Below are 13,783 nucleotides of genomic sequence, written 5' to 3' on the forward strand. Positions count from 1 at the left end.
CAATGCCCGGTCCCGGGCGGTCAGTTCAGCGGGTCGTGCTGGATCGCGTCGGGATCCACGCCGGCGGCCCGTAGTCGCAGCGCGGTGTGGAAGACCATCGGGGCCGGGCCGGACAGCAGCACCTGGCGGCCCCGCCAGTCGGCGTACGTCGCGGCCACCTCGCCGACGCGGCCGTAGCGCACTTCGAGCCCCCAGCCGCGCGGATCGGTGCCGCCGGTGAGCCACCACGGGTCCTCGGTGTTCTCCGTGACGGCGGTGACGCGCAGCCACGGATTCGCGCCGGCCAGCTGTGCGAGCACGCCGAGCTCGTACAGTTCGCCGGGATTCTGTGTTCCGTAGAAGAGGTGGACCGGAGCCGGCTCGCCGAAGCGGGCGTGGTCGATCAGCAGCGCGCGCAGGGGAGCGAGCCCGGTACCGCCGGCGATCAGCAGCGCCGGTCGCGCCGGATCGATGTGCATGGTGCCGTGGCGCTGTGCGAAGGTCCACACGTCTCCGACCGCGGTGTCTCGCACGATGGAGCCGCTGACCCGGCCGCCCGGCACGGCTCGGACGTGGAACTCCAACTCGCCCTGCGGGTTCGAGGGAATGGCCGGGGAGAAGTTGCGCCAGGTCCGGGGCCACTGCGGGATCTGCGTCTCGAGGTACTGGCCGGCGGCGTACGGCGGATGCGGTCCATCGGCGATCAGCCGGATCACGGCCCGCTCGCGCGTGATCCGGAACTTCTGCACCACGCGGGCGTGCCAGCGCGGGGGACCCTCGGCGCTTTCCGCGGCGCCGCGCATCACACCGGTGGTCAGGAGCATCGCCTGCCCGACGGTCTCCTCCACCTCCGGCGTCCAGCGGTTGCCGAAGGCGAACTGGAACTCCGACATCAGGGCGTCGTAGATCAGCCAGTAGTGCTCGCTGACGACGCCGAACTTGCGGTGGTCGCGGCCCAGCTGCGCGAGGAACTCAACCAGCTCGCCGTGGCCGTCCGGTGCCCCGATCGCGTCGAGCACGTGGTCGATCACATCCACGAATGAGGCTCGGAGAGTGCCCATCTCGGCCGGAAACAACTCTCGGAGGCTGGGCCGCATCGCGAACAGCCGGGCGAAGACGCTGCTCGCGAAACGGTCGGGATCGCTCGCCAGGAGTGCCCGGGTCTGCGCCAGGATCGGCTGCTCGGGCTGAGTCACGCTTCCTGCTCGCTTTCCGCGTCGTCGCTGGTGTTCACGGGCCGCCCGGTGCCGGGCGTGGTCCACTGTAGTCGGCGTGACCGACTGGCCCCGATATTGTTCGGCGTGCCGCTTGTGGGTTGTGGCACGCTAGCGGTGTGACGATGCTCGGTGGACTGCTCCCTGGAATCGTCGACGCGCACGTCCACTACTTCAACCCCACCCGGTCGTCATGGGCGCTCGCCCGCTTCGCGCGGCTGTCGGCGCCCCGGCTGCGACGGTTCGTGCCCACGCCGGCCCTCTCGCTCGCCGCCCGCGTGGGCACCAGCGCCGACCGCCTGTACGGTCTCGATTCGAGCATCCTGACCTCAGCCTACGAACCGGCGCAGTATTCCAGCGACGCCGTCGCACTGCTCTCCATCGCGGGCGTCGGTGTGGAGAGCGTGGTTCAAGTGGAGTCGCACTGGCGGCCGGCGAGGGACCCCGAGTCGCTGATGAACTCGTCGTTCGACGAGCTGAAGTACCTCACGGCGCTTCCGCACGGTCAGAAGGGTCCGGCGCTCGGCGCCACGGTCACGGCAGCCGACCCGCGACATCCCCTGTTCGGCGCCGCCCTCGACCGTCAGCTCGCGTACTCCGACCGCGTTCGCGCCATCCGGTTCAAGTGGGCGCGGCACGCCGATCCCGAACTGCCGGACTGGTGCGACGAACCGGATGTGGTCGCTTCGACGAGCTTCCTCAAGGGCTTCGAGGAGCTCGCCGAACGTGATCTGGCGTTCGTCTCGGTGGCCTACTCCCATCAGCTCGGGCAGCTGGACATGCTCGCCCGGCGGTTCCCCGACACCACGATCATCGTCGAGCACATGGGGATGCCCGCGGGTGCGTTCGGACCGGTCGGCGCGCAGACCGGCATGACGGCTGCCGCGCGTGCCGAGATCCTGAGTCTGTGGCGCGAACGCACCGCCATGATCGCGAATCGGCCGAACGTGGTGGTCAAGGTCTCGGGACTGGGCCTCGCGCTCCTCGGCTACGGCCGGGAGACGTCGGGCACCATCGCCAGCCGAGCGGTACTGGCCGACATGGCCGGGCCGCTGGTACTGCATCTGGTCGACCGGTTCGGTCCCGACCGCGTGATCTTCGGCTCCGACTCCCCGGTCGACCGCCCCAACTCGCCGATCGGCATGACGGTCGGCGCACTGCTCGACGTCCTCGGCGACCGCGGCGACCACCTGTTGACGCAGCTCTTCGCGGGGAACGCCAAGCGCATCTACCGATTCTGAGACGTCAGCCGGCGCGTCGACGAGGTGCCGAAGGGTGTGCCGCCGGATAGAACGTGTTCTAGAGTCGGGGGCGAGATCGCACCTGAGAGAGGTATTCGTGGGCAAGTATGTGGTGACCGGCGCGGCGTCGGGAATGGGACACGAAGTGGCGCGACGCCTGCGGGCGGACGGGCACGAGGTGATCGGCGTCGACCTCGCGGACGCCGACGTGGAGGCGGACCTCTCGACGAGCGCAGGCCGGGCACATGCGGTTCGCGCGATCATGACCCGGGCCGGCGGCAGGCTCGACGGCGCCGTGTTCGCCGCCGGGGTGGGCGCGCTGCGCGGCAAGGAACGGCTGACCGTCGAGGTCAACGTGCTCGGCGTCACCGAACTCCTGATGGGTCTGCAACCCGAACTGGCCGCGGCCGACAAAGCCAAGGTGGTGGTGTTCGGGTCCAATTCGACGACGTCGACGCCGTTTGTGCCGCGCCGGGCCGTCAGACTGCTGGAGGCAGGCGAGACCGAGAGAGCCGTGCGCATCGTGCGCCGGATGGGGCCGCTGTCGGGACCCGCGGCGTACGCGGCGTCGAAGATCGCGGTGAGCCGCTGGTGCCGGCGGCACGCGGTGTCCGATCAGTGGGCCGCCGCGGGTATCCGCATCAACGTCATCGCTCCGGGGCCGGTGCTCACGCCTCTGCTGCGCAAACAGCTCGCCAGTTCGACGGCCGCTCAGGTGCGCTCGTACCCGGTGCCGGTGCGTGAGTACGGCACGCCCGAGCAGATCGCCGACTGGGTGATGATCATGCTCTCGCCCGCGGCCGACTTCATGACCGGTTCGGTGGTCACCGTCGACGGCGGCACCGAGGCGCTGCTGCGGACCGACGACTGGCCCGCCCGTCTGCCGCTGCGGCGCGTCCCGCGGATGCTGTCGGCGTTGCGCAACGCACCGAGGAAGGGGCGGGTCGCGGACTACTCCGACGTCTGATCGGCCTTGCGCGGAAGACTGAGAGTGCGGTCGACGATGCGGCGCATCGCCCATTCGAACTCTTCGGGGCCGGCATCCGAGCACTGGTAGCCCACCAGGACCATCAGCGAATGCGCGGCGATCTGCTCGGGCTCGTCGGGGTCGGCGATCAGGTCGCCGACGAACTCGGCGACGGCCTCGCGCCGGGTCCGGTCCACCTCTCGCACCGCGGCGGCGACGTCGGGGTCTTTCGACGACCAGACGCGCAGCGCCCGTTCGGTGTGGTGCGGCAGATTCCGCGACGCCTCGACCACTGCGAGTATCCGGTCCACCGGGCTGCCGATGGTGCGCAGCTGTGCCACCACGTTGGCCGTCGCTTCGGTCTTCCAGTGCTCGATGAGCGCGGTCTCGAAGTCCCTCCAGCTCTTGAACGAGTGGTAGAAGCCACCGGTGGTGAGACCGGTCTCCGCGCACACCGTCGACTGTTTGAAGCCGCCGTAGCCGTCGCGGGCGAGGACGCGCAGGCCGGCGTCGAGGAACCGGGAACGGAGCGGGTCGAGCGCGGACGGTGATTCGGACATGGCCCGATTGTCGCACGTCGCCGGTGCCCTACAGTCGTGGTGACCTCGGCCGTACGACGGCCGCACCCGCAGGCGAAGGGAACCGCAGCGATGATCTCCGACCACCGAGGCCAGGTATTCACCACAGTCGAGGACCTGGTGGAGGCGATGCTGTCGTCACGGCCGCCGGTGGTGCTCGACGTGCGCTGGCAACTCGGCGACGACGCCGGCCACGACCACTACCGGGCCGGGCACGTGCCGGGCGCGGTGTACGTCGACCTCGACACCGAACTGGCGGCACCGCCCTCGCCTGCCGCGGGCCGACACCCGCTGCCCGACCTCGCCGACCTGCAGGCCGCGGCCCGTCGGTGGGGCATCGACGTCGGGTCCCGGGTGGTGGTGTACGACGACTGGGAGGGCAAGGCGGCGGCGCGCGCCTGGTGGCTGCTGCGCTGGGCCGGGCTGGCCGACGTCACCGTTCTGGACGGCGGTCTGGCGGCATGGAAGTCCGCGGGCATGCGCGTCTCCACCGGAGATGCGACTCCGCGCGTCGGCAATGTGGTGCTGTCGGGCGGGCATCTGCCGGTCGTGACGATCGACGAGGTCGCGGCGCGCGACGGTTCGGCCGTCCTGCTCGACGCCCGTGCGCCCGAGCGTTACCGCGGCGACGTCGAGCCGGTGGACCCGAGGCCCGGGCGCATCCCCGGTGCGGTGAACGCCCCGGCGGGCGCCAACGTGACCGCCGACGGCAGATTCAAGCCGTACGGCGAACTCGCCGACCACTTCCGGGCACTCGGCGCCGACCGGGACGCCGTCGTCTACTGCGGCTCGGGCGTCACCGCCGCGCACACGATCGCCGCCCTCGCATCGATCGGGGTGTCCGCGGCGCTGTATCCGGGGTCGTACTCGCAGTGGTCGGCCGATCCGGACCGCCCGGTGGAACGCGGCTGAGCGCGCTATCGCGCCTGGCTCGCACCCGCCAGGCGCGAACGCAGTGCACTCTTGTCGATCTTGCCCACCGAGGTCACCGGTAGGGCGTCGACGGTGTGCAGACGGTCGGGCAGCTTGAACGACGCGAGGCCGCGCTCGGAGAGGAAGGCGCGGACGTCGGGCAGCGAGGGTGCGGTGCCGTCGCGCCCGGGCACCACCACCGCGCAGATGAGTTCACCCAGCGCGTCGTCGGGCAGGCCGACGACGGCGGTGTGCGCGATCCGCGGATGCGCCAGCAGGTGCTCTTCCACATCGTCGGCGGCCACGTTCTCGCCGGCTCGGACGATGGTGTCCTTGATGCGACCGGTGACGGCGAGGTGCCCGGACGGAAGCCGGCGCACCAGATCTCCCGATGAGTAGAAGCCGTCGTCGGTGAACGACCGCAGGTTGTGTTCGGGCGCCCGGTAGTAGCCACGGATCGTGTACGGTCCGCGGACCTGCAGTTCGCCCTCCTCGCCGTCGGGCACCGGCCGGCCGGCGTCGTCGACTATCCGGACCTCGTCGAGCGGACTCATCGGCAGCCCCTGGCTCACGTGCACCAGATCGCGTGGATCGTCGGCCCTCGTGTAGCAGATCAGACCCTCGGCCATGCCGAATACCTGCTGCACCACCGGGCCCATCGCGGCGTCGATCGCGGCCGCATCGGGTGCGGCGAGTTTGGAGCCGCCCACCTGCAGCAGTCGCAGCGAGGAGATGTCGGCGGGCTCCCATTCGGTTGCCGCGCACCACAACTGGGCCAAAGCGGGGACCAGCGCGGTGACCGTGACCCGGTATCGCTCCACCACGCCGAATGCCGAGTCGGGGCTGGGATCCTGGGTGAAGACGGTGCGGCCGCCCGCTGCGATCATCCCGAGCAGTCCGGGGCAGCAGAGGGGGAAGTTGTGCGCTGCCGGGAGCGCCGCGAGATACACGTCGTCGGCCGTCAGCTCGGCGACGGTGGCCGAGGTGGCCGCGTTGAAGGCGTAGTCGTTGTGCGTGCGCGCGATCAGCTTCGGCAGTCCGGTGGTGCCGCCGGAGACCAGGAAGAGCGCGGGCAGATCGGGATCGACGGTGACCGGCGGTCGGGCGTCGGCATCGGGCAGCGGGGAGAACACGCCGGGATCGCCGTTGACGAAGACGTGCTCGACGGACGGGACGCGGTCGCGCAGATCGGCGGCGAGCCCGCGGTAGTCGTAGCCGCCGCGAACGTCGTCGCACAGATACGCGCGCGCCCCGGAGCCTGCGGCGAGATGAGCGATCTCGGTGATCCGGTGGGCCGGCAGCGCCATGACGGGCACGATGCCCGCGCGCAGGAGGCCGAACGCAGTGGCGGCGAACTCGACGGAATTGTGCAGCTGCAGGACGACGCGCTCTCCGGGCTTCAGACCCGCGCCGATGAATCCGGCCGCACGGCGGTCGGCGGTGGCGAGCAGTTCGCGGTAGGTCAGGGTGAATCCGGTGGCCGCGTCGGTGACCGCGGGGCGGTCGGGATCGGTGGCGGCGCGGTCGGCGAGCGGTGCCCACAGGGGGAGATCGTCGAAGACGCCCTCGGCGCGGTAGAGGTCGGCGCGATCGGGCCGATGGGGTGCGAACCCGGTTTCGAGAGTGTCCGCTGAAGATGGCATGCTCGGTCCTAGCTCTAGTTGACGAGGGCAGCCTAACCTACGAGTCGCGGGTGATGTAGATTAGCCTCACCTAATTTTCTTGCGGATCTCCGCTGTGAACGATGGGACTGAACAATGGTTGTGGCACCTGCTTCTCCGGTGGGGGACGCGCCCGTCGACGACGATCTGGCCGCGCGGGCCGCCGCGGTGTGCGGCACATGGGCGTCGTCGGGTGAATTCGGTGAGTACGTCGTCTACGAACGAGACGGACGCTGGACGTTCGCCGCTCGTCCGCAAGCACGCATCATCCTCACCAAGACCATGGTCATCGTCGATCCGGCGCCCGGAGACGACCACTGCACGCCTCGTGAGATCGCCTGGGACGGCGAACCCGCGGCGGCACTGAACCAGGCGCTCACCGGGCTGGGTCTGCCCCGGTGGCGGCTGTACGGCTGGGTCGGATTCGACTACTGCGCGCCGCACTACGGCCTGCTCGACCGCGTCCGTGACGACGTGGTGCTCGCCCATCTGATCGTGCCCGGGCTCGAGGCCTTCGTGGACGCGGACGGGATCTCGGCACCGGGGGCCGACGAGGCCACTCTCGCGCGACTGCGCGAACTCGCCGATCTGCCGGTCCACGCCGGCGGGGAGGAGTCGATCCGCCGGGCGGAGCCCGTGGAGATCGATGTCTCGGCCGACCCCGACGACTACCGCGGCCGGGTCGCGACGGCCGTGCGCGAGATCAACGACGGCCGATACCAGAAGGTGATTCTGTCCCGCAGTGTCGATGTGGGCTTCGACGTCGACATCCCCGCGACCTACGTCCGCGGCCGCAAGAGCAACAACCCCGCGCGGTCGTACCTGCTGCATCTCGGCGGACTCGAGGCCGCCGGTTTCAGCCCCGAGTTGGTGGTCGCCGCCGACGGTCTCGGGTCGGTGGTCACCGAACCGCTCGCGGGTACCCGTGCCTTCGGCCGCTCGCCGGAGGCGGACGCCGCCGCCCGCGAAGACCTGCTCTCCGATGAGAAGGAGATCGCCGAACACGCGATGTCGGTGCGCGCGTGCTTCAGCGAGATCGAATCGGTGGCGCTGCCCGGCACCACCGCGGTGAACGAGTACATGGTGGTCCGTGAACGCGGCAGCGTGCAGCATCTCGCGTCCACGGTGTCCGGGAGGCTCGACCCGGCTGCCGGACCGTGGCGGGCGCTGGGCGTGCTGTTCCCGTCGATCACCGCCTCCGGCATCCCCAAGGCACCCGCCCTCGAGGCGATCTACCGGCTCGAACCCGCGCGTCGCGAGCTCTACTCCGGCGCCGTCCTGATCGCCGATTCGAGCGGTGAACTGGAGGCGACGCTGGCGCTGCGCACCATCTTCGCTGAGGGCGATCGCGTGTGGCTGCGCGCCGGCGCGGGGATCGTCGGGCAGTCGCGCCCCGAGCGGGAGTTCGAAGAGACCTGCGAGAAGCTGGCCAGCGTGGCCCCGTACGTCGTGCGGGCGGCGCGGTGAGCGCGCCGACCGACCGGCCGACGGCCGCCGCAGTCCGCGAGGACGTCGCCGCGCTGCTCGACGTCGATCCGGCCACCATCACCGACACGGACGACCTCATCGGTCTGGGCCTGGACTCGATCCGGATGATGCGGCTGGCCGGCGGCTGGCGCAAGAGCGGACACGACGTCAACTTCGCCGACCTCGCCGCCCGCCCGACCGTCGCCGACTGGGCGGTCATGCTCGGCGCAGACCCGGCGGACGAAGCGGCTTCCGCGCCTGCCGAGTTCGACGAGTCGGCGTGGTCGGAGGCGGCGTTCCCGCTGGCGCCCATGCAGCACGCGTACTGGGTCGGACGCACCGGTGCCGCCGACCTCGGCGGTGTGGCCGCGCACCTGTACGTCGAGTTCGACGGCGCGGGTCTGGACCCCGACCGGCTCGCCGCGGCGGCGCAGGCGCTCGCCGCCCGCCACGGCATGCTCCGCGCACGGTTCCGTTCCGACGGACGCCAAGAGGTGCTCGACACTCTGCCGCGACCGGCGCTGACGGTCGACGATCTGCGCGAGGCCGTACCCGGCGAGATCGACCGGATCCTCGAGCAGCGGCGCGAGGCCAAGAGCCACCAGGTCCTCGACATCGCTGCCGGACAGGTCTTCGACCTCACGCTCACTCTGCTTCCCGGCGGTCGCCACCGTCTGCACTTCGACATCGACATGCTCGCCGCGGACGCGATGAGCTACCGCACCCTGCTGCGCGACCTGGTCTCGGCCTACGACGGTGCGCAACTGCCGCCCCTGGCCATCGAATACCGCGACTACCTGCGGCATCGGGCCGAGCATCCGGATCCGGCACGCGCCGCCGACCGCGAGTGGTGGACCGCGCGGCTGCCTGACCTGCCGGGCGGACCGGTCCTGCCGACCCGCCCGCCCGGGCAGTCGCAGAGCGCTGCCCCGCGGGTGCGGCGGATGAACCACTGGCTCGACGCTCGGGCCCGCGAACGTCTTCTCGCGGCAGCACGCGAGCGCGGAGTGACGCCGGCGGCGGTCGTGGGAGCGGTGTACGCCGCGAGCGTCGGCGCGTGGTCTGCCACACCGCGTTTCCTGCTGAACGTGCCGCTGTTCCAGCGAGTGCCGATGCACGACGAGATCGAGTCGGTCTCCGGAGACTTCAGCTCGTCGATCCTGGTGGACGTCGACCTGAGGACGCTGACCGAACCTGGCCGCGGGTCGGTGCTCGACCTCGCGCGCGAGGTGCAGCGACGGATGCACGAAGCCGGTGCGCACAGCGCGTACGGCGCGCTCGAAGTGCTTCGCGACCTCGGCCGTCTGCGCGGCGAGACGGTGCTGGCCCCGGTGGTCTTCACCAGTGCGCTGGGGCTCGGCGAACTCTTCGCCGACGAGGTCTACGACCGGCTCGGCGAGCCCGCGCACATCGTCTCGCAGGGCCCGCAGGTGTTGCTCGACGCCCAGGTCACCGAGGTGGGCGGTGGCCTGCTGACCAACTGGGACGTCCGCATCGACCAGTTCCCGGACGGCGTGGTGGAGGCTATGTTCGAGCACTTCACCAATGCGCTCGACCGGCTCGCCGCCGCCGATTCGACGGCGGGCTGGCTGGCCGAGGCGCTGCCGCACCTGCCCGCCGCCCAGCGGGCGGTCCGATGCGAGGTCAACGACACCGCGGCGCCGACCTCCGGGCGTGTGCTGCACGAAGGCTTCTTCCAGATCGCGGCCCAGCACCCCGATCGCACCGCGCTCGTCTGGCGCGACGGGAGCGCCACCTACGGTGAACTCGCGGCACAGGCGCTCGCCGTGGCGGCCGCGCTGCGGTCGGCGGGAGTGCGGCCGGGCGATGCGGTCGGTGTGCAGATTCCCAAGGGCTACCGGCAGGTGATCGCGACGCTCGGCGTCTACGCCTCCGGTGCCGTGTGGGTTCCGGTCACCTACGATCAACCCGCTCCGCGGCGTTCGGCCATTCTGCGGACCGGCGAGGCGTCGCTGCTGCTGACCGACGGGGTCGTGGCACCAGACGCACTGGACGTTCCGGCGCTGGAACTGAGCGACGCGATGGCGGCGGCACCGCTGTCGGGCCCGTACCTGCCCGACCCCGAGGCGGTGGCATATGTGCTGTTCACCTCGGGTTCCACCGGTGCTCCCAAGGGTGTCGAGGTGCCGCACCGGGCGGCGATGAACACCATCGACGACATCAATCAGCGTTTCGGTGTCGGCCCCGACGACCGATCGCTCACGGTCGCGGCACTGGAGTTCGACATCTCGGTGTACGACATCTTCGGCCTGTACAGCGCGGGCGGAGCGGTGATCGCCGTCGACGCCGACGACGCCAAGGACCCGGCGGCGTGGCGCGAACTCCTCGTGACCCACCGCGCGAGCATTCTGACCTGTGTCCCCAGCGCGCTCGACATGTTGTTGACGTTGGCGGAGACGGAGGCCGACGGTGCGGCGCTGGGTGATTCGCTGCGCGCGGTCCTCCTCGGCGGCGACTGGGTGGGCGCCGATCTCCCGGACCGACTGCGCGCACTGGCCCCGCGGGCCCGTTTCGCCGGTCTCGGCGGAGCCACGGAGATCGCGATCCACGGCACCGTGTGCGAGGTGACCCGGGCGCCGGAGCACTGGACCAGCGTCCCGTTCGGGACACCGTTGAACAACGTGGCCTGCCGAGTGGTCAGCGAACTCGGTGCCGACTGCCCCGACTGGGTGACCGGCGAGCTGTGGGTGGGCGGCGACGGCGTCGCGCACGGCTACCGAAACGAGCCGCAGCGCACCGCGGAACGGTTCGTGGAGTTCGAGGGCCGCCGGTGGTATCGCACCGGTGACCTCGCGCGCTACTGGCCCGACGGCACGATCGAGTTCCTGGGCCGCGCCGACAATCAGGTGAAGATACGAGGGTTCCGCGTCGAACTCGGCGAGATCGAGGGTGCTCTGCGCTCGCTGCCCGACGTGCGGCATGCGGTGGCGGTGCTGATCAAGGGGAACGGACCGGCCACGCTGGCCGCCGCGGTGGCACCCGAACCGGGCGCCGCGCCGTCGCCGGAGGGCCTGCTCGCCGAACTGGCCGGATTGGTTCCGGCGTACATGGTTCCGGCGGTGCTCCAGGTCCGGGACGAGCTCCCGCTGACCGGCAACGGGAAGCTCGACCGCGCGGCCATTACCGCGAGTCTGAGCGGCGCGTCCGACGTCGACGCGCCCCGGCGGTCGCCGGAGACCGATCTGCACCGCGCTCTGCTCGACATCGTCGCCGGTGTACTCGGCGGCGATCGCGAACTGGGCATCGACGACGACTTCTTCGCCGCGGGCGGCGACTCGGTGCTCGCCACCACCGTCATCGCCCGGATCCGCGACCTGCTCGACGCGCCGCAGGCCGGGGTGGCCGATATCTTCGCGGCGCGGACCGTGGCGGAGCTGGCGCGCCGACTCGACGCCGCCGACGAGCGGGCTGGACGGCTGGAGCGCGTGGCGACGATCTACCTGGAGATCGCCGCGATGGACGATGAGGAGTTGATGGCGCAGTGACCGTGAACCGCCCCGACGCCGGAGCGTCCGACGCCTTCTCCGCCGGCACGCTGGTGGCGATCGGCGCCGGACCCAAGTCGCTGTCGGTGGCCGCCAAGGCCAAGGTGATGGCCGATCTCGGCCTGCCCGCGCCGCGCGTGGTGATCGTCGACCGGTACGGGGTGGGCGGCAACTGGCTTCCGCTCGGCGGCTGGACCGACGGTCGTCACCGGCTCGGCACCAGCCCGGAGAAGGACCTCGGCTTCCCGTACCGCGGCACGCCGCACCGCACTCATGCCGCGCAGATCAACGCGGGAATGCTGGAGTACAGCTGGATGGCGTTCCTGGTGGCGCATCAGACGTACACCGAATGGATCGACCGCGGCCGGCCCAACCCGCACCATCACGTGTGGGCTCGCTATCTGGACTGGGCGGCGGCCAAATCGGGGGCCGAACTGCACATCGGCACGGTGGAGCGCGTCCGCGTGGTCGACGGCGGATGGAGCGTCGACTTCCGCACGTCGGACGGCGGTCTCGACAGCGTCGACGGCGACGGACTGCTGGTGACCGGACCGGGTTCGAGTGACGAGCCGCTGCTCGACGATCCCCGCGTACTGTCGGTGGCCGGTTTCTGGGATGCGGTGTCGCGCAGGGCGATTCCGGCGTCGTCGCGGGCCGCGGTGATCGGCGGCGGTGAGACCGCGGCGTCGGCGCTGGACGAGTTGGTCCGGCACGAGGTGATGTCGATCTCGGTCATCTCACCGGCACCGACGATCTACACCCGCGGCGAGAGTTACTTCGAGAACTCGGTGTTCTCCGATCCGACGGGGTGGCCGTCGCTGCCCGCGGCGGAGCGGCGCGATGTGATCCGCCGGACCGACCGCGGCGTGTTCTCGGTGAGCGTGCAGGAGAACTTGCTGGCCGACGAGCGGATCCACCACCTGCGAGGCCGAGTGACCGCCGCGCGACGGGTGGGGGAGTCGGTGGCGTTGACCCTCGGCAACCCAGGCCGGTCGGCGGCCGAGCACTCGTTCGATCTGGTGGTGGACGCGACCGGCGGTCGACCGCTGTGGTTCCTGGACCTGTTCGACGCCGAGAGCGTCGACGAACTCGAGCTGGCGCTGGGCGGACGGCCCGACCTACCGCGTCTGGAGACGGCGATCGGGCACGATCTGGCGGTCGAAGGGTTGTCGCAGGCGCTGTATCTGCCGAATCTGGCCGGCTTCGCGCAGGGCCCCGGTTTTCCGAATCTGAGCTGCCTCGGCGAGCTCTCCAATCGGGTATTGCGCAGTGCGGTGGATCGGTCGGCGGCGCGGACGGGAGCGAAGCGATGAGTGCGTCCGATACGGGATACCGCATCGAGCGCGAGCTGACCGACGTCTCCGACGCGGTGCGCGAGGCGGGCGCCCCGCCGGTGCCGTCGACGATCGGCGCGTTCGCATTGCGCACGGTGGAGCCAGGGGGAGCCGACCCGGCACTGCTGGAGGAGTGGTTCGCACGGCCGCACCTGGTGCAGACCTGGGAACAGGAATGGTCCGCGGCACGCTGGCGGGACGACGCCCGGTATCGCCTCGACGGCGACTACTCGCGGCCGATCATCTTCTCCCGCAAGGGCGTTGATGCGGGGTACCTGGAGATCTACCGCGTGGCGCGCGACGAGATCGCCCGCCTGTATCCGGTGGACCCGCACGACCTCGGTCTCCACGTCGCGACGGCTGATCCGGAGTTGCTCGGCCGCGGGGAGATCTCGGCGTTCATCCGCGAACTCGCCGACGCACTCTTCGCCGCCGATCCCGACTGTCGTTGCATCGCCGTGGAACCCGCGTCGTCGAACACTCCCATGCGCCGAGCCCTGACCAAGCGCGGTTGGACCGATCACGGCGAATTCCAGGTCCGCCCGGACCGCCGCATCGCCCTCCACCTGCTCCCCCGCGAGAGGAGCTCCCCCCATGCCTGAGCACCCCTCACCCAGGCTTGTTCAGCGAGCGGCTCCCCCCAGGCTTGTTCAGCGAGCGAGTCCCCCGAGGTTTGTTGAGCGAGCGCAGCGAGTCGAAACGATCACTCGCGCAGGCTGGGACCGCCCCGCGTGTTGTGGACTCAGCCTGCGTCCGGTGGTTTCGACTCGCTTCGCTCGCTCAACCAGCCTGGAGGGTTGAAGCGCCCTGGGTTTGTTGGAGGCTCCTGACCTTGGAAACGAGGATGGAGTTATGCCGAAGGAACTGGCGAATGGGAAGCCGACGACTCGTCGCTACTCGGTCGAGGAGAAGGCCGCCGCGGTG

General features: G+C 70.6%; 10 protein-coding genes. 7 read left to right on the forward strand and 3 right to left on the reverse strand.

Annotation, left to right across the window (positions count from 1 at the left end; all coding sequences use genetic code 11):
* Nucleotides 1-20 precede the first annotated feature (20 nt).
* Nucleotides 21-1,175, reverse strand: coding sequence for an FAD-binding oxidoreductase (locus ABFX36_RS17565; protein WP_045539868.1), 1,155 nt, complete (start codon nt 1,173-1,175; stop codon nt 21-23).
* Nucleotides 1,176-1,318: 143 nt separating this feature from the next.
* Between ABFX36_RS17565 and ABFX36_RS17570 the strand changes: the two genes are divergently transcribed.
* Nucleotides 1,319-2,434, forward strand: a complete 1,116-nt coding sequence (locus ABFX36_RS17570) for an amidohydrolase family protein (RefSeq protein ID WP_052692455.1) — start codon at nt 1,319-1,321, stop codon at nt 2,432-2,434.
* Nucleotides 2,435-2,531: 97 nt separating this feature from the next.
* Nucleotides 2,532-3,401, forward strand: coding sequence for an SDR family oxidoreductase (locus ABFX36_RS17575; RefSeq protein ID WP_006896070.1), 870 nt, complete (start codon nt 2,532-2,534; stop codon nt 3,399-3,401).
* On the opposite strand, the gene ABFX36_RS17580 is transcribed toward ABFX36_RS17575, so the two are convergent.
* Entirely contained in the window at nt 3,386-3,961 is a 576-nt protein-coding gene (locus tag ABFX36_RS17580; RefSeq protein ID WP_045539864.1) for a TetR/AcrR family transcriptional regulator, read from the reverse strand. The genes ABFX36_RS17575 and ABFX36_RS17580 overlap by 16 nt on opposite strands.
* 90 nt (nt 3,962-4,051) lie before the next feature.
* Between ABFX36_RS17580 and ABFX36_RS17585 the strand changes: the two genes are divergently transcribed.
* On the forward strand, nt 4,052-4,891 hold the full coding sequence (locus ABFX36_RS17585) for a sulfurtransferase (protein WP_045539872.1): 840 nt from the start codon (nt 4,052-4,054) through the stop codon (nt 4,889-4,891).
* A 5-nt stretch (nt 4,892-4,896) separates the two neighbouring features.
* Here the strand turns inward: ABFX36_RS17585 and ABFX36_RS17590 are convergent, their stop codons facing one another.
* Nucleotides 4,897-6,534: a (2,3-dihydroxybenzoyl)adenylate synthase gene (locus tag ABFX36_RS17590; protein WP_045539862.1), complete on the reverse strand. Its 1,638-nt coding sequence runs from the start codon at nt 6,532-6,534 to the stop codon at nt 4,897-4,899.
* Nucleotides 6,535-6,648: 114 nt separating this feature from the next.
* Here ABFX36_RS17590 and ABFX36_RS17595 point away from each other — a divergent pair, with 114 nt between their 5' ends.
* Genes ABFX36_RS17595 through ABFX36_RS17610 form a run of 4 tightly spaced genes read left to right on the forward strand, consistent with a single transcriptional unit; the run spans nt 6,649 to nt 13,461 of the window.
* Nucleotides 6,649-8,019, forward strand: coding sequence for a salicylate synthase (locus ABFX36_RS17595; RefSeq protein WP_045539860.1), 1,371 nt, complete (start codon nt 6,649-6,651; stop codon nt 8,017-8,019).
* Nucleotides 8,016-11,525 (forward strand): non-ribosomal peptide synthetase, encoded by a 3,510-nt coding sequence (locus ABFX36_RS17600; RefSeq protein WP_346077611.1) that lies wholly within the window; start codon nt 8,016-8,018, stop codon nt 11,523-11,525. Before ABFX36_RS17595 ends, ABFX36_RS17600 begins: the two co-directional genes overlap by 4 nt.
* Nucleotides 11,522-12,838, forward strand: a complete 1,317-nt coding sequence (locus ABFX36_RS17605) for a SidA/IucD/PvdA family monooxygenase (protein WP_045540528.1) — start codon at nt 11,522-11,524, stop codon at nt 12,836-12,838. Before ABFX36_RS17600 ends, ABFX36_RS17605 begins: the two co-directional genes overlap by 4 nt.
* Nucleotides 12,835-13,461 carry a GNAT family N-acetyltransferase gene (locus ABFX36_RS17610; RefSeq protein ID WP_045540529.1) on the forward strand — a complete coding sequence of 209 codons (627 nt, stop codon included), beginning with the start codon at nt 12,835-12,837 and terminating at the stop codon, nt 13,459-13,461. Before ABFX36_RS17605 ends, ABFX36_RS17610 begins: the two co-directional genes overlap by 4 nt.
* Nucleotides 13,462-13,783 lie beyond the last annotated feature (322 nt).

It is taken from the genome of Gordonia cholesterolivorans (assembly GCF_039531975.1).
Lineage (GTDB): Bacteria > Actinomycetota > Actinomycetes > Mycobacteriales > Mycobacteriaceae > Gordonia > Gordonia sihwensis.

Bases quoted from the DNA above. Each gene is read 5' to 3' on its own strand.
- ABFX36_RS17570 (WP_052692455.1), top strand. From the start codon at position 1,319: ATGCTCGGTGGACTGCTCCCTGGAATCGTCGACGCGCACGTCCACTAC.
- ABFX36_RS17580 (WP_045539864.1), bottom strand. From the start codon at position 3,961: ATGTCCGAATCACCGTCCGCGCTCGACCCGCTCCGTTCCCGGTTCCTC.
- ABFX36_RS17585 (WP_045539872.1), top strand. From the start codon at position 4,052: ATGATCTCCGACCACCGAGGCCAGGTATTCACCACAGTCGAGGACCTG.
- ABFX36_RS17590 (WP_045539862.1), bottom strand. From the start codon at position 6,534: ATGCCATCTTCAGCGGACACTCTCGAAACCGGGTTCGCACCCCATCGG.
- ABFX36_RS17595 (WP_045539860.1), top strand. From the start codon at position 6,649: ATGGTTGTGGCACCTGCTTCTCCGGTGGGGGACGCGCCCGTCGACGAC.
- ABFX36_RS17610 (WP_045540529.1), top strand. From the start codon at position 12,835: ATGAGTGCGTCCGATACGGGATACCGCATCGAGCGCGAGCTGACCGAC.